General features: G+C 74.1%; 14 protein-coding genes. 7 read left to right on the top strand and 7 right to left on the bottom strand.

Going from position 1 to position 19,550, the window contains the following annotated elements; all coding sequences use genetic code 11:
* Window positions 1-3 precede the first annotated feature (3 nt).
* A complete protein-coding gene (locus V6U79_RS05150; protein WP_334613650.1) occupies window positions 4-1,230 on the top strand; it encodes an RNA polymerase sigma factor in 1,227 nt (408 codons plus the stop codon).
* A 7-nt stretch (window positions 1,231-1,237) separates the two neighbouring features.
* On the opposite strand, the gene V6U79_RS05145 is transcribed toward V6U79_RS05150, so the two are convergent.
* On the bottom strand, window positions 1,238-2,410 hold the full coding sequence (locus V6U79_RS05145; protein ID WP_334613648.1) for a hypothetical protein: 1,173 nt from the start codon (window positions 2,408-2,410) through the stop codon (window positions 1,238-1,240).
* Between the two features lie 231 nt (window positions 2,411-2,641).
* Complete coding sequence (locus V6U79_RS05140) at window positions 2,642-3,475, bottom strand: alpha/beta fold hydrolase (RefSeq protein WP_334613646.1); 834 nt, start codon at window positions 3,473-3,475, stop codon at window positions 2,642-2,644.
* 130 nt (window positions 3,476-3,605) lie between these two features.
* Between V6U79_RS05140 and V6U79_RS05135 the strand changes: the two genes are divergently transcribed.
* From V6U79_RS05135 to V6U79_RS05125, 3 genes are read left to right on the top strand one after another with little or no spacing between them, the layout of a single operon-like run.
* A complete protein-coding gene (locus tag V6U79_RS05135) occupies window positions 3,606-4,616 on the top strand; it encodes a sigma-70 family RNA polymerase sigma factor (RefSeq protein WP_442933747.1) in 1,011 nt (336 codons plus the stop codon).
* 59 nt (window positions 4,617-4,675) lie between these two features.
* Window positions 4,676-5,059, top strand: a complete 384-nt coding sequence (locus V6U79_RS05130; RefSeq protein ID WP_334613642.1) for a VOC family protein — start codon at window positions 4,676-4,678, stop codon at window positions 5,057-5,059.
* Between the two features lie 34 nt (window positions 5,060-5,093).
* Window positions 5,094-5,840 (top strand): XRE family transcriptional regulator, encoded by a 747-nt coding sequence (locus V6U79_RS05125; RefSeq protein WP_334613640.1) that lies wholly within the window; start codon window positions 5,094-5,096, stop codon window positions 5,838-5,840.
* A 130-nt stretch (window positions 5,841-5,970) separates the two neighbouring features.
* On the opposite strand, the gene helR is transcribed toward V6U79_RS05125, so the two are convergent.
* Together helR and V6U79_RS05115 are read right to left on the bottom strand one after the other, a co-directional pair.
* Window positions 5,971-8,124, bottom strand: a complete 2,154-nt coding sequence (helR, locus tag V6U79_RS05120) for an RNA polymerase recycling motor ATPase HelR (protein WP_334613638.1) — start codon at window positions 8,122-8,124, stop codon at window positions 5,971-5,973.
* Window positions 8,125-8,170: 46 nt separating this feature from the next.
* Window positions 8,171-9,412: a glycosyltransferase gene (locus V6U79_RS05115; RefSeq protein ID WP_334613637.1), complete on the bottom strand. Its 1,242-nt coding sequence runs from the start codon at window positions 9,410-9,412 to the stop codon at window positions 8,171-8,173.
* Between the two features lie 572 nt (window positions 9,413-9,984).
* Between V6U79_RS05115 and V6U79_RS05110 the strand changes: the two genes are divergently transcribed.
* A complete protein-coding gene (locus tag V6U79_RS05110; RefSeq protein WP_334613635.1) occupies window positions 9,985-10,749 on the top strand; it encodes an inositol monophosphatase family protein in 765 nt (254 codons plus the stop codon).
* 94 nt (window positions 10,750-10,843) lie between these two features.
* Here the strand turns inward: V6U79_RS05110 and V6U79_RS05105 are convergent, their stop codons facing one another.
* The 3 genes from V6U79_RS05105 to V6U79_RS05095 all read right to left on the bottom strand — a co-directional run bounded on the left by V6U79_RS05105 (window position 10,844) and on the right by V6U79_RS05095 (window position 15,176).
* Window positions 10,844-12,313 carry a dynamin family protein gene (locus V6U79_RS05105; protein WP_334613632.1) on the bottom strand — a complete coding sequence of 490 codons (1,470 nt, stop codon included), beginning with the start codon at window positions 12,311-12,313 and terminating at the stop codon, window positions 10,844-10,846.
* Window positions 12,310-14,163: a dynamin family protein gene (locus tag V6U79_RS05100; RefSeq protein ID WP_334613630.1), complete on the bottom strand. Its 1,854-nt coding sequence runs from the start codon at window positions 14,161-14,163 to the stop codon at window positions 12,310-12,312. Before V6U79_RS05100 ends, V6U79_RS05105 begins: the two co-directional genes overlap by 4 nt.
* Before the next feature lie 110 nt (window positions 14,164-14,273).
* Window positions 14,274-15,176, bottom strand: a complete 903-nt coding sequence (locus tag V6U79_RS05095; RefSeq protein ID WP_334613628.1) for an IniB N-terminal domain-containing protein — start codon at window positions 15,174-15,176, stop codon at window positions 14,274-14,276.
* Window positions 15,177-15,474: 298 nt separating this feature from the next.
* On the opposite strand from V6U79_RS05095, the gene V6U79_RS05090 reads away from it, so the two are divergent.
* Entirely contained in the window at window positions 15,475-16,749 is a 1,275-nt protein-coding gene (locus tag V6U79_RS05090; RefSeq protein WP_334613626.1) for an Hsp70 family protein, read from the top strand.
* A 5-nt stretch (window positions 16,750-16,754) separates the two neighbouring features.
* Entirely contained in the window at window positions 16,755-19,310 is a 2,556-nt protein-coding gene (locus tag V6U79_RS05085; protein ID WP_334613625.1) for a helix-turn-helix transcriptional regulator, read from the top strand.
* Window positions 19,311-19,550: the final 240 nt, after the last annotated feature.

The raw sequence follows: 19,550 nt of genomic DNA, 5'->3' as shown, positions 1-19,550 counted from the left end.
GCCGTGGAGGACCTGCTGCGCACCCTCGCGCCGCAGGTCCTCGGGGCGGTGGTCCGCCGCTACGGGCACTTCGACAGCGCCGAGGACGCCGTCCAGGAGGCGCTGCTGGCCGCCGCGACGCGCTGGCCGGCCGAGGGCCTGCCGAACCATCCGCGGGGCTGGCTGATCGCGGTGGCCGCGCGGCGGCTCACCGACCTGCTCCGCGCCGAGCAGGCCCGCCGGCGCCGCGAGGACGAGGTGGCCCGCGCGCTCCCGGCCGACGGGTGGCTCGCCGCCCCGGCCGACCGGCGCGACCCGGACGACGACAGCCTGGTACTGCTTTTTCTCTGCTGCCACCCGGCGCTGCCACCGGCGGCGCAGATCGCGCTGACCCTTCGCGCGGTCGGCGGGTTGAGCACCGCCGAGGTGGCCCGGGCGTTCCTGGTGCCCGAGGCCACCATGACCCGGCGGATCACCCGCGCCAAGCAGCGCATCCGGGACAGCGGCGCGCCGTTCGCCCCGCCCACCGGCGCGGACCGGCACACCCGCCTGGACGCGGTGCGGCACGTGCTCTACCTGATCTTCAACGAGGGGTACGCCAGCACCGCCGGACCACGACTGCGTCGGGTGGACCTCACCACCGAGGCGATCCGGCTGACCCGGCTGCTGCACCGGCTGCTCCCCGACGACCCCGAGGTGACCGGGCTGTTGGCGTTGATGCTGCTCACCGACGCCCGCGGTCCGGCGCGGGTGGGGCCGGGCGGCGAGCTGGTGCCGATGGCCGAGCAGGACCGCAGCCGCTGGCGGGCCGACCAGATCGCCGAGGGCGTGGCGCTGGTCAGCTCGGTGCTGCCGCGCGGGGACGTCGGGCCGTACCAGCTCCAGGCCGCGATCGCCGCGGTGCACGACGAGGCGGCCGACGTCGAGCAGACCGACTGGCCGCAGATCGAGGCGCTGTACGGGTTGCTGATGCGCATCTCCGACAACCCGGTGGTGGCGCTCAACCACGCCGTGGCCGTGGCGATGGCCCGGGGCGCCCCGGCCGGGCTGGCGCTGCTCGACGGGCTGGCCGCCGACCCACGCATCGCCGACGGTCCCCGGCTGCCCGCCGCCCGCGCGCACCTGCTGGAGTTCGCCGGCGAGCCGGCCGCGGCGCGGGCGGCGTACGAGCAGGCGGCGCAGCGGTCGATGAACCTGCCGCAGCAGCGTTACCTGTACGCCCGCGCCGCCCGGCTGCCCGGCCCCGACTGAGGTCAGGTCACCACAGCTCGCCGGGGACCAGCACCCGGGCGAGGTGCGGCAGCTCCGTCACCACCCGGCGGTCCCCGCTGACCGGGTCGACGGCGACCAGTTCGCTGCGACCCCGCGCGGTCCGGTCCAGGACGAGCTCACCGCCGACGATCCCGAGGTACCCCTCGCCCGCCCCCTTCCTCGGCTCGGCCAGCTCGACCCGTCCCACCGGCGCACCGGATCGGACGTCCACGCCGACCAGCGCGCTCGCCGGGATCGCCACCGGCCCTTCGGGCCCGCCGGTGGGATAGGCGTCCTGGCGGGCGATTTGCACCCAGACCCGGGCGGGAACCCCGCCCCCGGTCAGCAGCGGGACGAACGAGTTGAACGTCTCACCGGGACGCAGCTGCCCCGGGCGGAGCACCGGCACGTCGCGGGTGGCGCCGGTCTGCATGTCCCACACCCGGACGGTCAGCTTCGGCGACCCCGCGCCGCGCTCGGTGAACGGCTCCAGGTCGACCAGCACGAGATGTCGGCCCTCGACGAGGGTGACCACGTCGGTCAGCTGCGTCGCCGGCACGTCCAGCCGGCGCAGCGACCCGTCCTCGGTGGAGAGGACCGCGAAGGCCCGGCCCGACTGGGACAGCTGGGCGATCAGCACCGAGCCCGAGTCGGTCGACCACCCCCAGACCTCGTACCCGGGCGGCACGGTCCGCTCGGTGCTGCCGGTCAGGTCCCGGAGCCACCACTGGCCGTCCCGGCGGACGGCCAGCCACCGCCCGTCCGGTGAGAGGGACTGGTGCCGCGGGCCGAGGGTGGCGGGCGTGCGTCCGGCGCGGAACTGCTCGCCGGAGCGGGTGACCAGGTGGATGTCGCGCTGCGCGAGGGTGCCGGTCGGCTCGTCGGACCCGCCGGAGCGCTCGACGTGGTACAGGAAGGCGGCGGGACCGACCGCCCGGTCGGCCGGCAGGTCGGCCGGGGTGGCCGGCACCCGCACCTGGGCCGGCAGACCGGTCAGCACGTCCCGTGGCGCTACGGAGGGGGCGGTCGGTCCGCTGTCCACCCCGGACTCTCCGGTGGCCGCCCGCCAGCCCACGCCGCCGGCGGCGGCGACACCGACGAGCACGCCGGCCAGCAGCACCCCCAGCCATCCCCGACCCAGCGCCCGCCCGGACCCCGGTCCCTGCGTTGCCGACTCCATCGCCGTTCCCCCCGTTCCGGGCGTCGATCACCCGCGCACAGCGAAGCGGAGGCGGTCCGGGTGGGTCAACGCCGCAGGACGTCCCACCGCGCGATCTGCGCCGAACCGAGACCTTCCGGCACCCGGCGCGGCAGGCCGGACCCGCCGCCGTCGGCGTGACCGTCCCGCGGTCACCGCCGGCACCACGCGCGGCGGGGCCGGACCGGGTGGCCACGGTGGGCGCCGCCGCCGTCAGCCCTCGGCGAGGACCTCCCGGAGCCGGGTGGCGAACCGCTGCGGGTCCTCGACGAAGCCGATGTGCCCGCCGGGGAACATCGCCGGCGCGACGCCGAGCGCGGCGGCGAGGGCCCGCGACGCCCGGTCGCAGACCTGGCCGGTCGACTCCTCCCCGATGCCGACGACGACCCGGGTCGGGCCGTCGCGCAACGCGGCCACGTCCGGCTGGAACCCGGTGGTCCCCCGGATCATGTGGGCGTACTGGAAGTGCTCGTCGGCGGCGACCTGCGCTTCGGGTTCCCCGCCCCACATCGCCTGGACGACCTCCTCCGGCAGTTCGATGTTCGCGGTGGCGAGGAACTTCCGCCCGGCGCCCAGCCGGTCACCGGCCAGATACGTGGCGATCATGTCCTCCTCCCGGGCCATGAGCTCCTCGCGGTCCTCGAGCAGCCGCAGCAGCGGCGGTTCGTGGGCGATCACCCTGTTCACCCGCTCGGCGTGCTCCTGCGCCAGGGCGAGGACGGTGCACGCGCCGCCGCTGGAGCCCAGGACGACGGCCGGGCCGGCGTCGAGGTGGGCGATGAGCCGGACGACGTCGTCGGCGCGCAGCCGCGGGGTGGAGTCCCGGTGCGGGTCGTGCAGCCGGCTGCGGTTGATGCCGCGCGGATCGGTGGTGAGCACGGTGTGGTCGGTGGCCATCAGGTCGGCCAACGGCGCGAACGACGCCGCGTCCATCGGGGCGGCGACCAGCGCCACGAGCGGCCCCTGCCCGCGTACCTCGTAGTGCAGCCGCCCGTCCGGAACCTCCAGGGTTCCGACCGTGACGGGCGCGGTGGATGTGCTGTTCATGCGGGTCCTCCCGGGTTCGGGGCGTGCACGGTCATCAAGGAGACCGCGGTGGTGGGGCAGAATCGTCGCGGTGAGCGCACTTTTCGCGAGCAGCCAGCCGTCCCCGTCGCGGAGCGCCATCGTAGGTGACCTGGCGCGGGCCCGTGCCGGTGACGACGCCGCGTTCACCGCCCTGGTGGCGCCGCTGCGGCGGGAACTGCACGCACACTGCTACCGGATGCTGGGCTCCACCCACGACGCCGACGACGCCCTCCAGGAGGCGATGCTGCGAGCCTGGCGGGGGCTGCCCCGCTTCGAGGGCCGCAGCTCGCTGCGCTCGTGGCTGTACACGATCGCCACCCGTACCTGCCTGGACGTGATCGCCGGTCGGGGCCGCCGGGCGCTGCCCGTCGACCTCGGCCCGGCCAGCGAGCACGCCGTGCTGGACAACGCCCCCGCCGGCGACGTCGCCTGGCTGGGCCCCTACCCGGACGCCGGGCTCGCCGGCGGTCCGGCCGCCCCGGAGGCACGGTTCGAGCAGCGCGAAGCCGTCGAGCTGGCCTTCGTCGCCGCGCTGCAACACCTGCCCGGCAACCAGCGGGCGGCGTTGCTGCTCGTCGAGGTGCTCGGCTTCACCGCCGCCGAGGTCGCGGCCGTGATGCGCACCTCGGTGGCGTCGGTGCACTCGGCGCTGGCCCGGGCGCGTCGCCTCGTCGCGGACCGGGTGCCCGCGATCAGCCAGCAGCGGACCCTGCGGGCGCTCGACGACGCCCGGCTCCGGGCCATCGTCACCGGGTACACGACCGCCTTCGAGAACGGCGACGCCGAGGCCCTGGTGGCGCTGCTGACCGAGGACGTCACCTGGTCGATGCCGCCGATTCCACACTGGTACCGGGGCATCGCCGCGGTCACCGACTTCGCCCGCGAGGTGCCGCTGGCCCGCTGCGGCAGCTGGCGGCACCTGCCGACCAGCGCCAACGGGCAGGTGGCGGTCGCCTCCTACCTGCGACCCGGGGCGGTCGGGCCGCACGACCTGTGGTCGGTCGACGTGCTGACCCTGCGCGGCGAGCGGATCGCGGAGATCACGTCCTTCCTGGACCCGGCGCAGGTCGCCGCGTTCGGACTACCGGCGTCGCTGCCGGCCGCGCACCAGCGACCCTGAGAGCCGGGCGCGGCGTCGGGCGCCCCACGGTCGGTTCCGGGACCGGTACCCTGCGGCGCATGCACCGAAGCCGCGTGTACGCGATCCTGATCGACACGCCCCGCGACGAGGCCGACCAGGCGGTCGCCTTCTGGTCGGCGGCGCTCGGCGCACCGGCCCGGCCGCTGCCCACCGAGCCGCAGTTCGTCAACCTGCACGAGGCGCTGCCCGACCTGGACCTCGCCGTGCAGGCGATCGACGATGGCGCACCCCGCATGCACATCGACATCGAGACCGACGACGTCGAGGCCGAGACCGCGCGCCTGCTCGCACTCGGCGCCACCGAGGTCACCCGGTGGCAGGAGCTCCGGGTGCTGCGGGCGCCGGGTGGGCACCTGGTCTGCGTCCTGCCGGTGGAGAGCGCCCCGGACGTCTTCGCCGCCCACGCCAGGACCTGGCAGTGACGCTCCGCTCCGACGTACGCCCGGGGCCGGTGGCATGACCGGGCAGCCGCCCTTCCACGTGTCGTTGACCCGGCTGCTGACGTACCGGAAGGTGGACTTCGCCGCCCTGTCCCGGGCGGCCGCCGTTGCGCACCGCGAGATCGAGGCGGTCCTCGACGGTGCCGCGCCGGGCCCGTCGCTGCTCCGCCGGCTGGCACCCGCGCTCGGCCTGCACACCGCCGACCTGTTCGTGGTCGCCGGGCGAACGGTGCCGGAGGACCTGGCCCCGCTGGACGCGGAGGCCGGCGCGATGGTCGCCACGCTGGTCGGGTACGCCATCCGCCTGCCGCCCGAGCGGAGACACCGGCTGCGCCGCCTCGTCCACTCGCTGCCGCAGCAGCGCCGCACCACCCCCGTGCCGCCACCGAAGCCGCACGCGCGGTACCCGCCGAGCGCCGGTGCCATGGTCGTCCGCATGCTGCACAACCGGAACCTGAACTGGGTGGGTTCGGTGCAGAGCCTGGCCACGCTCACCCCCCTGTACCTGTCCGCGGCGACGATCGGCCAGGTCGGCCACGGCCGCAGCGCGTTGTCCCCGGAGCGGCTGGTGGCCCTGGCGACCCTGCTGGCCGTCCCCGCCGGGGAGCTGGCGGCCCTGACGGGCGTCGTGCTGCCGGCCGACGCCCCACCGGTGGCCCCGGGCGCAGCAGACGTGGCCGAGCTGATCTGGGACGTCCGACGGCTCACCGCCGCTCAGGTACGGCAGGTCCGCGACCGGGCCCGGTCCATGTTGGAGCCGTGACCCCCGCAGCGGCGGGTTGCTCACCGGCGGGGCAGCGCAGCCAGCCAGCGCTCCAGGGCCCCTGGTGATCCCTCCCGTCCAGAGCACGCCGATCCCCGGTCTTCATGATCGTCGGGCTGCGATCGCGTTGTCAGGAGCTGGTGAGGATGACGAGTTGCTGGGTCGCCCGGGTCATCGCGACATAGCGGTCGACCGCTCCTTCGATGCCCTCGCCGAACGCCTCGGGATCGACGAGGACGACCAGGTCGAACTCGAGCCCCTTGGCCAGCTCCGGGGTCAACGACCGGACCCGGGACGTCGCCCGGAACGTGGGGTCGCCGATGACGCAGGCGATCCCGTCGGCGTGCGCGGCGAGCCAGGTGTCGAGGATCGCGCCCAGATCAGCGGCAGAGCCGTGTACGACGGGGAGGTCGCCGCTGCGGATGGAGGTCGGCACGTTGGCGTCCGGGAGCACGGCCCGGATGACCGGCTCGGCCTCCGCCATGACCTGCATCGGCGTCCGGTAGTTGATGCTCAGGCGGGCCAGTTCGATCCGGTCGAGCCCGAGCCGTCCGAGCCGTTCCTGCCACGACTCGGTGAACCCGTGCCGGGCCTGGGCGCGGTCCCCGACGATGGTGAAGCTCCGGGACGGGCAGCGCAGCAGCAACATCTGCCACTCCGCGTCGGTCAGTTCCTGCGCCTCGTCCACGACGATGTGCGCGAACGGGCCGGCGAGCAGGTCCGGCTCGGCGCTGGGCAGCGCGGACTCGTCGACCAGGGCGTCCTGGAGATCCAGTTGGCGCAGGCTCGACAGCACGCCTTCACCGTCGTCATAGGCGTGGGCCTCGATCAGCTCGTCGACGACCGTGGCCATGCGCTCCCGCTCGACGGCGACAGCGGCGTCGTGCCGGCGGTTGCGCCCTGACGCCTCCGGGTCGCCGAGACGCTGGCGTGCCGCGTCCAGCAGCGGCAGGTCGGACACCGTCCAGGCCTGGGCGTCCGCCCGCTGCAACCTGCGAACCTCGTCGGGGCTGAGCCAGGGAGCGCACCTGCGCAGGTAGGCGGGCACCGACCACAGGTCTGCGACGAGGTCGGTCGCTTCGAGCAGCGGCCAGGCGCGGTTGACGGCCGTGCGCAGTTCCCTGTTGCGCAGCAGCGACCTGCGGACCAGGTCTTCCGGCTCATCGCCGTCGTACTTCTCCAGCAGGATCGTCAGCAGTTCCTCCCAGATCTCGTCGCGCGCCTCGTTGTGTGGGGTACCGGGTCCGGCCGCCTCGAACGCCTCGGCCCAGTCGTCGGCGCTCAGCCAGATGTCGGACTCGCCGGTCGTGACCGTCATCCCCTTGGCCGGCGGCTCCTCGTAGAACCTGACGGCCGCCTCGATCGCCTTCACCAGGTCCGCGGACGACTTCAGACGGGCCACCTCCGGGTCGGTCTCGGCCGCTGCCGCGGCTCCCTCCGCGACGAGGTCCCGCAGGGTGCAGATCTGCACGTCGTCCTCGCCGAGGCTGGGGAGGACGTCGGCGACGTAGGCCAGGTAGGGCTGGTGCGGGCCGACGAACAGCACGCCGCCCCGGCGGTGGCCGAGGCGCGGGTCGGCGTAGAGGAGGTAGGCGGTGCGGTGCAGGGCGACGACGGTCTTCCCCGTACCCGGACCGCCGTCGACGACGAGAGCGCCGCGCGATCCCGCCCGGATGATGGCGTCCTGGTCGGCCTGGATGGTGCCGAGCACGTCGCGCATCCGGTTCGACCGGCTGCCGCCCAGGCTGGCGATGAAGGCGGACTGGTCGTCGAGCGCGGCGTGCCCCTCCCACCCGTCCGAGGTGAACACCTCGTCCCAGTAGTCGCTGATCCGGCCGCGGGTCCAGCGATACCTGCGGCGACTCGCCAGACCCATCGGGTTGGCGTGGGTCGCACCGAAGAACGGCTCAGCCGCCGGGGAACGCCAGTCGAGCAACAGCCGACGCCCCGCGCTGTCGGTGAGGCCACGCCGTCCGACGTACACGGGCTCGGCGTTGTCCGCGCCGACCATGCGGCCGAGGCACAGGTCCACCCCGAAGCGACGTAGTACGCCCAGGCGCGCGGTGAGCCGGCGGACCTCCATGTCCCGGTCCACCGCCTGGCGGCCTTTGCCGCCGGGTGCCCTGCGCGCGGCGTCGAGACGGTCGGTCAGGTCGACGGACAACTGCTCGAGGCTCTCGGCGATGGCCGCGAAGTGCTGCTCGTCGCCGGCGATCAGCGCCGGGTCGGCCTTGGGGGAAAGGCGGTCGGGAAGGTCGAAGAACCGGGGATCGAGAGAGTTCACTTCATCCGTTCCGATCTGAGGTCGCTGGCATGGCTCGCCGACTGGTTCACGCCGACACCGGCGGCCTGTCCGCGCTGACCGCCTCGATCAGCAGCAGCGCCGCCACCGTCGCTCCGTCGGTGCGGATCGTGCCGGCCATGGCGGTCGCTCGTGCGCGGGTCTCGGGGGTCAGGGCCGTCCTGAGCGCGGCCGACAGGGACCCGAACGTCGGAGTCGGGCCGTCGTGTGCCGCGCCGATGCCCAGGTCGGCCACCCGGCCGGCCCAGTACGGCTGGTCCGCCATCTGGGGTACCACCACCTGAGGCGCACCGGCCCGGGCGGCCGTCGTCGTCGTACCCGCGCCGCCGTGGTGCACGACGGCGGCCACCCGACCGAACAGTGCCTGCTGGTTGACCTCGCCGACGGCGAAGCAGTCGTCCCGGGAGTCGATCAGGGCCAGGTCGGCCCAGCCGCGCCCGACGAGGACGCGGCGGCCCTGCGCCCGGATCGCCTCGACGGCCAACCGGGCGGCGTCGGTCGACGCCCGCATCGGCATGCTGCCGAAGCCCACGTACACCGGTGGTGCGCCGGCGTCCAGGAACGCCACCAACTCGGCCGGCAGTGGGCGCTTGTCGGGCAGCATCCACGTGCCGGTCTGCACGACGTCGAGGTCCGGCGTCTCCTGCCACGGGTCCAGGATCGGGTCCGTGGCCAGCCACGGCCGGTCGCCGATGACGTAGTCGCGAACGTCGTCGACCGGGGGCAGGCCGATCGACGCCCGGTTGGTGTTGAGCGCCGCACCGAACAGCGCATCGATGCTCTCGGCGTCCAACTCCCACAGCACCCGGTTGTCGGTCACCTCCGGCGGGAACGGCCGCCCCGCGTACGCCAGCGGCGGGCGGTGCGGCGACGGCAGGGTGAGCTGCTGGAAGGTCGCGTACAGGTAGCGGATGCCCAGTCTCTCGGCCACCGACCGCGCACCCGCCGCGGCCGGCATCAAGCCGGTCGCCACCAGCGCGTCACATCCCTCGGCCGCCGCGGTGACGGCGGCGAACTGGGCGGCGATCAACTCGGCCGCGCGTCGGGGCAGATCCGCCGACGACGGCGGCGTCGTCGCGGTCGTCACGGCGCGCGCCGACGGGCCGAACGGCACCAGCGGCACGCCGACCCCGGCCAGCCGCTCGGCGAACTCCTCGTCCGGCGGCGCGCACACCCGTGCCTCCACACCGAGCGCCCGCAACCGCACCGCGAGTCCCACCAATGGTTCGACGTCCCCGCGTGACCCATACGTCGACAACAACACTCGCATTTCGCGCCTTCCATTTCCGCAGGCCCTGGCCTCGGCCGGTGATTCTGCGGCATGACCCCGGTCTTGCGGCAAGTCCCCCGGTACGCTATATTCTGAAAATGGAAAGAAGAGCGCGCTCTCTTTCCATTTTTCTTGTCCGCTGCACGGACAACTCCCCCGCGAAGTGGCGACGCGCCACGACACCCCTCCCGGCCTGGGATCGCCTGGGTGCTGGAGGCGGGGACTGCGCCTGACCACGGAGATCGGGCGGCAGGTCCGGCGAGGGCGGGCCGACGTACCGGGCCATCGCGGCGTGCGCCGACGGAGCCTGGGGCACGATTCCCGCGGCAACCAGATGTTCGGCGAGGATCTGTGCCGGCAAAGCGCGGGAATGCTCGGCGAGAACCCTCACCTCGAACCATGGAACTGAGGGAGCGCGCAGAACAGTCCCTCGATCGGCGGCGACCGCTGCGGTGATTCGTGCGGAGCACACCCGATCTGGTCCCTCGCTGTCGAGCTGATGCCGCAACGTCTGCGCTCTCCTCCAACGGCACATTGGGGGCGGGCGGCCTGGGCTGATAGCGTCGTCGGTGGTGAACAGCGCTGATGATCTACAACTCGCGTTCGACACGTCGGATCTGGCGGCGGACCTCGCGCTCGCTCACTTCGAGTCCGGCGTCTCGGCAACCCTGAAGGCCGACGGCACACCAGTCACGGAAGCCGACCGGGCAGTCGAGCGACTGCTTCGCGAGACGTTGTCCGCGGCGAGGCCAGAAGATGCGCTCCTCGGCGAGGAACTTGGTCAACTCGGTGACTCCGACCGGGTCTGGATCATCGATCCGATCGACGGCACGTCGTTCTTCAGTCGGCGTGACCCGAACTGGCGAGTTCACCTCGCGCTGGAGGTTGCCGGGAGCACTGAGCTCGCGATCGTCACCGCCCCTGCGCTGCGCCGCTGCTGGTGGGCGACCCGAGGCGGCGGTTCCTTCGAGTCGTCGTGGCCGCGCGAGCAGGGCGAGCCGAAGCGCCTTCACGTCAGCACCACTTCGATGTTGGCCGATGCTCAGCTCGACGCTCTGGACGACGCGTCCAGAGCCCGTCTCCCACCGGGTGTGGCCCGCGCACCGGCAAGCCCCCTCCCGCTCGTCGAGCTTGTTCGTGGCGAAATCGATGCCTTCCTGGTCGAGCGCTACCACATCTGGGATCACGCGCCGTGGATTCTTCTCGTCGAGGAAGCGGGCGGCCGTTTCACCGATCGCACCGGAGGACATGCCGGCGATCAAGGCGGTGGCCTGTACTCCAACGCCAACCTGCACAGTCAGTTGCTCACCGCGCTTCACTACCCGGCGCGCCCCTGACCGCCGGGACCGAGCGACCTCCGGCGGTGACAGTCGACGCGGAGGCACCCGCCGACGTACACCCCGGGCTCGCGGCGTCAGGTGGCGGGACAGCTCACCGGCCGCCCGCCGCCAGCTCGGCCAGCATCCCCTCGCAACTGCGGACGACGACCTGCGCGCCGCGCCGCTGGGCCAGCCGGAGCAGCGGGTCCTCCGCGCGGTTCAGCCACCGCCACTGCGCCTCGGAGGCGAGTTCCCAGAGCCGCTGCACGCTCGCGTCGTGCTCAGCGCCGAGTCGGTCGGCCAGGCCGACCCCGTCACCGCCGGCCAGGCGCCGCGCCTCCGCGGCCAGTTCGGCGTCGAATCCCAGCCTGCTGGCCCGCAACGCCGCCAGCAGGCGCAGCTCCCGGAACTCGTGGGCGCCGGCGAGGATCTGCTCCATGCCGCTGAGCAGCTCGCCGCCGCCCGGAACGGGTTCGGCCCTCAGTAGCGCCTCCACCGCGGCCAGTGCCGCGCGGGCCTTGAGGGTCTCCCGTCGGTCGACGAAGAAGCGGTTCATCGACTCGCGCAGCTCGGTCAGGCCGCTACGGCGAATGAGTTCGGCGGCGAGCTTGCCCCGGCTGTCGCAGCCGGTGCGCACGAGGGTGGCGGCCAGCCGGACCCCGATGAGGCCGAGCCGGTCCACCAGCGCGGCGCGCACCTCGGCCGCCAGCGGTACCGGCAGCTCACCGCGGACGAAACGGTCGGCGGAGAGCAGGTGCGCCTCCAGTTCCTCCCGGGACACCCGGGCCAACTGCGCGAGCACGGCGAAGTCCGACTCGCTGAGCACCCGACCGGCCAGGCCGAGTAGTCCACTGCACGCCACCGTGGTCACGCAGAGCGCGCTCACCCGGGGGTCGCGGTACTGCTGTCGGGCGAGCTGGCGGGCGGTGAGCAGCGCGTCGATCCGTCCGCCGCCGGTCTCGTCGGCCCGGGCCAGCACCAGGATCACATTCACCGGGGCGGCCTGCCCGACCTGACTGTCCCGGCTGGACTCCAGCACCCGCAGGTCGCTGCCGCGAGCGTCGCGAGTCAGGTACAGCACCGCGTCCGCGTCGCGCAGCACCCGGTCCATCACCGGTGCCCGGCCGTGCTCGTCGACGCCGTTGATCGCGGGCGTGTCGACCAGGGTCACCTGCCGCAGCGCGCGGGTCGGCCACTGCACCGCGATGTCGCGCAGCTCGCCCGCCCGCCAGCCGACGAGGTCCACCCGCATGCCGGTGGCCGACCTGAGCACCGCCAACTCCTGCGGGGGTTGGCTGGTCGAGTAGGCGGTGGCGCGCGGCTGCGGGCCGTCCTCGTACCAGGTGAAGATGCCACTGCCGTCCGGGCCGTCGACCGGCGCGACCTCCTCGCCCATGATCGCGTTGAGCAGGGTCGACTTGCCGGACCGCCACGGGCCGACGATCGCGACCCGCAGCGGTTGCTCCAGCCGGGCCACCTGCTGCCGGAGGCGACGGGTCGCCCCGGGGTTGTCCCGGTAGAGCTGGAGGGCCTGGTGCAGCAGTCCCCACACCGCCTCGTCCAGCCGCAGGCCGACCGTCATGCCCGGGGCTCCAGCGGCGCCGGGGCGGGCCGGGCGGCGGTCAACTGCTGGGCCTGCTCGTAGACCGCGGCCAACCGGCTCATCTTCAGCCGGATCTCACGCTGGCGCTGGTCGCGGGCGGCCGCGTCGGTGTCGGCGGCCTGCTTCGCGGTACGGAAGGACTGGACGATGGCCTCCTGCAACTCCTCGGTCAGCGCGGTGAAGTGGTCCCGCAGCATCCGCTGCACCTGCCGGGCGGTGTCCCGGCAGTCCCTGGTGGTGCGGACGAAGAAGTCGTCCACGTGCCGCTGGATCGCCGTCTTGACCGTTGCCTGGCGGCGCCGCAGCAGCTGCCTGCTCTCGTCCCGGATGCTCTTGCCGCCGAAGATCGCGCCCGCGCCGATCGAGACCGGGTTGATCATCGGCATGCCGGCCAGCGTCAGGGCCAGGCCGAACATCAGCAGGCCACCGTAGGAGCCCTTCATGCCGGTGAACACCTTCTGGCTCGCGGTGAACCGGTCGATGGTGGGCCGTTCGATCTCCGGCACCCGGTCGACGAGATCCTCCGGCACCGTCATGGACCAGGGCGGCAGCACGTCGTAGCCGTACCGGGCGAAGTTGCCGGCGACCCGCCGGGCAACGAAGTCGCAGCGCTGGGCCAACCACTCGTGGTTGGCCTGCGCGGCGTCGACCAGGCTGCGTTGCAGCCACTCCTGAAAGGTGTCCCAGGCGACCAGCGGGTCGGCCGTGTCGAACGCCTCGTCAACCATCCGCAGGATCTGCCGGGTACGGTCGCGCAGGTCGTACTCGATGTCGGACAGCAGGTCGGTCATCTCGTCCGCGAGCGTGTTCTGCCATCGGGTGGAGCAGCGGCGCAGCTCGTCGACCTCACGCTGCGCGGCGTGCAGCCGGGAGATCGGGCCGGACTGTTCCGCCGCCTCCTGGCTGTCCAACTCGGCACGCAGCGGCGCGGCGAGCTGCTCCACCACGGTGCGGGCGATCATGGCGACCGAGGCCCGGGCCAGCACGTCGGCTTTGCGGGTCAGGTCACCCTGAAGGCGGGCGATCAGCGGCGGGAAGCCCGACTCGGCGTTGAGCCGATGGTCGTCGGCGGTCGCCGCGCGCAGCCGCAGCGTCGACGAGACCGGGATCAGCGCCGCCGGTACGCCGGCCTCGGCGAGGTGCTGCCGGTTGCGCTCGGCGACCGTGCGCCAGTCCGGCACCAGGTCGGTCTTGGTCTGCACCACGGCCACGTTCGGATGCGAACGGGTGATGTGCAGCAGCATGTTCAGCTCGGCGACCGAGAGTTCCCGGGTCGAGTCGGTGACGAGCAGCACCGTGTCGGCACGGTGGAACGCGGCGACCGGGGCGCCGGCGCCGAGCGCGGCCACCTCGTCGTTGCCGGGCGTGTCCACCAGCACGATCCCACCACCGAGCAGCGCGCGCGGCAGCCCGACCTCGACGTACGCCGGGGCGCCGCCGGCTCGACGCCCGAGCGTGCCGGCCACCGCGGCCGCGATCTGGTCCAGCGGTACCGGGGTCCGCTCGACGGTCGCCGGGGCGGCGGTGCCGGCCGGCTGCCCGGGGGTGGACGCCGCCTGCACCACCGCGGCCGAGGCGACCTCGGCGTGCCGCACCACGGTCGGCAGGACGGTGGTGCGGGCGTCACCGACCGGACACACCGGCGCGTTCACGATGGCGTTGACGAGCTGGCTCTTGCCCTGCTTCGGTTCGCCGACGACCAGGACGCGCAGCTGCGGGTCGAGCAGCTGGGCCCGCTTCTGCCGGACCGTCTGCAGCAGGTCCGCTCGCCCGTGTTCGCGGCACGTGCGGGCGAGCCCGTCGAGCGCGTCCAGCCAGATCCCCGCCATCACGGCACCAAGTGTGCTGATTCCGGATTAATTATCAAGTGGCGGGATGGAGCCGGAGCAGGGAGAAGCCGGATCGCGACCGGCGATCCGGCTTCTCCCTGCCGATCCGATCAGAACAGACCGTCGCCGAGACCCAGCCCGCCGCCCGCCGACGCGGAGGCTTCGGCGTGGACGTCGACGCCGTCGTTCACCCCGCCGGTCACGTTGCCCACCGTCCCGGTGAGGCCGGTGACCGCGCCGTCCACCTGGTGCGTCACGCCGCCCACCGTGGACGACACGTCGACCTGCGGGACCACGCCGCCGCCGTCGTGGACGCCGAGCGAGCCCAGGGTGTCGTCGACGCCGAGCGAGCCGACGGTGTCGTTGACGCCGAGCGAGTCGACGAGCCCGCCGATCTGGCCCTGGGTGCCGGGGAGCGTGCCGTCGAGCAGGGCGTCCGGGGTGCCGAGCAGGCCGGCGTCGGTGGCGTCGAGCAGGTAGTCCGGGTTGCCGACCGTACCGGCCACGTCGCCGACCGCCGGGTCAGCCACGGTGTCCACCGCGCCCACCACGTCGGCGTCGAGGGTGTGTGCCACGTCGTGCACCCCGGAGATGTCGGTGTCGAGACCGTTGGGCCCGACGCCCAGGCCGATCCCGGGCAGCACCGCCGCCCCGACGGCGACGTTCGTCGGGTCGACGGCGATGGCGCCCAGCGCGCCGGCCTTGACGTCCACTCCGGAGTAGGAGCTGCTGACGGTGATGTCCTGCGGCACGCTCTGCAGCAGGGCGGCCGCGTCGGTGGCGTCGGTCAGCAGCGGGTCGAGCCCGAGCTGTCCGCTCACCGCGCCCACCGGCGCGAGCCCGTGCACCGGGGCGTAGTCGACGACCAGCGGGACCACGTCCTGCACGTCGGCGGCGGTGATGTCGGTGAGCCCGGCGGCCTGAAGGGCGCCCTCCGGGTCGAGGTCGAACGCCGACTTGGCGTTGGGGTCGGTCAGCAGGGTGAGCACGAAGTCGTGCAGGGTCTGGTCCATGTGCCGGTATCTCCTCGGGCGTTGGCCTCAGCGACCGTGATCGTCGAGATGACGGTACGGCCGGGGTGCGGCACGGACATCGGGGCTCGGCCCGCATTCGGCCGCGTCGGATTAGGGTGCCCGCCGGGTCGTGCGTTAGGGGGATTGAGGGACCTGGAGCGGCCACATTTAGGGTCCTGACATCGGAGTGATCTCTGGTACGAAAGTAGGAGCCCACGGGGTTCGCCGGGGGTGGGCCGCCCCATGGTGCCGACACCGTCGCCATCGGCCGGCCACTCACGGTGAAGGAAGAATGCGAATGCCGTACGTCCTGGGAATAGACATCGGATGCACCAACACCGCGGCCAGCGTGGCGCGGCGACGGGGGGCGACCTGGGCGCGGCCCGAGGTGGTCGAGCTGGACGGCGGGGCGGCGACCGTCCCGTCCGTGCTGCACCTGGCAGCCGACGGGACGCTCGCGGTCGGTGAGCCCGCCGACGGCAACGGGAGCCGGACCGCACGCGGGTTCCTCCGCCGGGTCGGCGACGACGTGCCCCTGTTGCTCGACGGTCAGCCGTTCCCGCCGCAGAAGCTGACCGCGGCGCTCGCGACCTGGGTCGTGCAACGGGTCCTGGAACGGGAGGGCGAGCCTGCGCAGGCCGTCGTGCTCAGCCACCCCGCGGGGTGGGGTCGGCACCGGCGGGAGCTGCTGCACGGCGCGCTGCGGCAGTTCGGCCTCGGAAACGTGACGCTGCTGCCCCGCCCGGTCACGGTGGCCGAGAGTCACGCGGCGCGCGGCTTCCCGGGCAGCACGGCGGCCGTCTACGCGCTGGGCGGCAACACCTTCGAGGCGGCCCTGGTCCGCCGTACCCCGCGCGGCACGTACGAGACCTTCGGCGTCCCCCAGGGGCTGGACTGGATGGGCGGGGCCGACGTCGACGAGGCGCTGGCCGAGCACGTGCGTACCGCGCTGTCCCGGGAACTGGCCGCGTTGGGGCCGCGGGAGACGCAGGCCACGCTGCGCGGGCTGCTGCCCGAGTGCGAGCGGGCCAAGCGCGAACTGACCGTGGGCACGGAGACGGATGTGCTGCTGACCCTGCCGACCGGGCCGGTCCGGGTGCCGGTGAGCCGGGTACGCCTCGAGGACATGATCCGGCCGGCCCTGCGGGTCACCGTCGACCTGCTGACCCGGACCGTGCACTCCGCCGGGCTGGCACCGGCGCAGCTCGACGGGGTCCTGCTGACCGGTGGCTCCACCCGCATCCCTCTGGTCGTGGAGCTGCTCACCGCGGCTCTCGCCGTGCCGGTCGAGGTGGAGCCCGACCCGCAGCTGACCGCGGCCACCGGCGCGGCGCTGGCCGCCTGCCAGGTGGTCTCGCCGCGGCGGAGCCGGCCGGCGCCGGATCCCGGGCCCGCCCCGGGCAGCGCGGGCCGACGGGCCGCCGCGGCGGCCGTCCCCGCGCGGCGGGGACCCGGCCACGACCTCGCGGCGCGCGGCGAACCACCACCGCGCCCCCCGGTCCGGATCACCCCACTGGAACTACCGAAACCACCCCGCCTGGTGCTGGTCCGCAGCCGGGGACGCGAAGGATGACCGTGATGAGCATGAGCAGTGTCACCGCGTACCGGCTGGTGCTGGACCCGGGGCCGCAGGCCCTGCTCCACACGGTGGAGCGGGATCCGAGCGCGCCGCTCGCGCTGGCGGTGACCGGACCGGACGGTCACGGCCGCAGCGCGTACCTCCAGGAACTGGCCCGGATCTACCGGCGGGCGGGGAGCACCGTGCTGGAGAGCGCCCCCGACCGGCCGGAGGCGGTCGACCCGGACGCCGTGCTGGTGATCGACGACGCCCACCTGCTCGACCAGGCCCGGCTCCGAGTGCTGTGCGGCCTGGTGGCCGGCCGCCAGCACCGCCTCGCCGTCGGCTACCGGCCGTGGCCCCGGCCCGCGGCGCTGGTCGACCTCGCCCAGGCGTTCCGGCGGGACGGGCACCTGCTGCTGCTCACCCCGTTCAACCGGGAACAGACCGCCGCCTACCTGAGCACGGATCCGGAGATCGCCCGGCGACGCGACCTGGTCGACTTCGTGCACCACCAGAGCGCCGGCGTTCCCCGTGACGTCGAGCGGCTGGCCCGCGGCCTGCGCGGGCAGGAGACCCCGCCGGGCGGGCCGGCCGAGCCGCCCCGGCAGGCCGTCCTCCAGTTCGGACCCGACCTGGAGAACCTGGCCCCGGACGTCCGGCGGCTCCTGCTGGCCCTCGCCGCCGGCGTACCGCTCCCGGTCGACCTGCTCGGGGCGTTGCTCGAGCGGGAGCAGGGTGAGGTGGACGAGCTGATCGCCGCCACCCGGGCGGCCGGGCTGCTCGGCGCGGACGGCCGACTCGCCCCGATCGTCCGGCAGGCGGTCACCACGCTGAGCCCGGCCGTCGACCGCACCGCGGTGTGGCGCCGGCTCACCGAACTGCAGCTCGCCGGTGGAGGGCCGCTGCTCCCCCTGGTCCGCTCGATGCTCGCGGCCGGAGTGGCCGTCGACTGCCCGGCGACCGCGCTGGAGGCCGCGGCTGAGGAGGCACTGGCCGGCGAACCCGCACTGTCGGCGGAGCTGTTCGCAGCGGCCACCGCCGCCGGTCGACCCGCCGCCACCCGGCAGGCCGTCGCCGCGGCCCTCGCCGGCGACCTGGACACCGCCCTGCGGCTGGCGGACCGGCTACTGACCACCGCCGCCCCGGCCGACCGGGCGGAGGCGGCGACGGTCGCCGCGACGGCGCTGGCGCACCGCGGTCAGGTCGATCGCAGCGTCGAGCTGTACCGGTGGTCGGGCATCACCTCGGCGCGGGCCTTCGCCGCCGTCGGCACGCTCGCCGCCGGACGCCCGGCCGACGTGGCGGACCCGCCCGGGGACGAGCGCGCCGATGGGCCACCCACCCTGCACGCCAGCGCCGCCCGGCTGATGGCGGCCGGGGTACGCGACAGCCTCACCGGCCCACCGACCGCCGCGCTCTCCACCCTCGTGCAGGCGGCCGCGCTGCTGGAACCGGCCGGCCGGTCCGTGCTCCTGCCGGACAGCCCGGCCGCGCTCGCCGCGTTGACCGGGCTGCACTGCGGCGAGCTGGACATCGCCGAGCGGGTGCTCGACCGGGCCACGGCCAGCGGCACGGGCGGTCCCCTGATGGCCGCCCGCCACACGCTGTTACGGGCCTGGATCGCGATGGTCCGGGGCCACACCGACATCGCAGCCAGCCAACTGGCGACGGTGGCCGGCGGCGGGCCGCTCGAGTCGCGGGACCTGCTCTTCGCCTGCGCGCTCGAGCTGGGAATCGCCCGACGCAACAGCGACATCGGGGCGCTGCAGCGCGGATGGGGGCACGCGCTGGAGGCCGTCGTCCGCCACCCCGTCGATCTGTTCACGCTGCTGCCGCTGGGCGAGTTGGCCATCGCGGGCGCCCGACTGGGTGACCTCAACCGGCTGGAGCCGTACCTGCGGGAGGCACAGTCGCTGCTGGCCCGACTCGGTGACCCACCGCTGTGGAGCGTGCCACTGCACTGGAGCGGGCTGCACGCGGCGATCCTCACCGAGCAGCCGGCGGCCGCCGACGACCACGTGGCCGCCGTGCTCGCCGCCGCCGACCACAACCGGTACGCCGCCGTGGTCGCCGCCGCCGCCGCCAGCTGGGTCGAGGTGCTCCGCGGCGTCGTCGACCCGGTCCGGGTGGAAGCCGCCGCCCGTGGGCTGCACGACATCGGGTTCGGCTGGGACGGCGCCCGGCTCGCCGGGCAGGCGGCGATCCGCACCGCCGACCGCCGCGCGATGACGATGCTGCTGGACTGTGCCCGGACGCTGCACGGCCGACCGGCGGGAGCCGGGGACGGGCAGCGGCCCGCCGACACCGCCACCCGCCCTGCCCCGCCCCGGCTCAGCGACCGGGAGCGGCAGGTGGCCGAGCTGGTGCTGGCCGGCCTGACCTACCGGGAGATCGGCGACCGGCTCTTCATCTCGGCCAAGACCGTGGAGCACCACGTCGCGCGGATGCGCGCCCGGCTCGACTGCGCCAACCGGGCCGAGCTGCTGGCCCTGCTGCGGACCATCCTGGCCGATCGGTCGCACGTGGCCGAGCAGCCTCGGCCGGGAAGATCCGCCCCCGACCCGCACCGGTGACCACCGAACCTCAACGGTGTGCACGGGCCGCGTCGTGGTGTGGCCGGGCCGGTCGTCGCGATCCTCCCCGGGATCGCCGCCGCTTCAGTGCCCGTCGCTGATCTTCACGTCGTCTGGATCGGGGGCGCCCTCCCCTACGGCGTGGCCGCCTCTCGCAGGCGCAGGTGCCAGGGCTCGGCGGCGAGCGCGGCCTGGCGCGGCTCGAGCCGGACGTCGCGCCGTTGTTCCGTCGCGGGATCG

The organism is Micromonospora psammae, from assembly GCF_036902725.1.
Classification (GTDB): domain Bacteria; phylum Actinomycetota; class Actinomycetes; order Mycobacteriales; family Micromonosporaceae; genus Micromonospora.
This window is presented reverse-complemented; position numbering and strand designations above follow the sequence as displayed.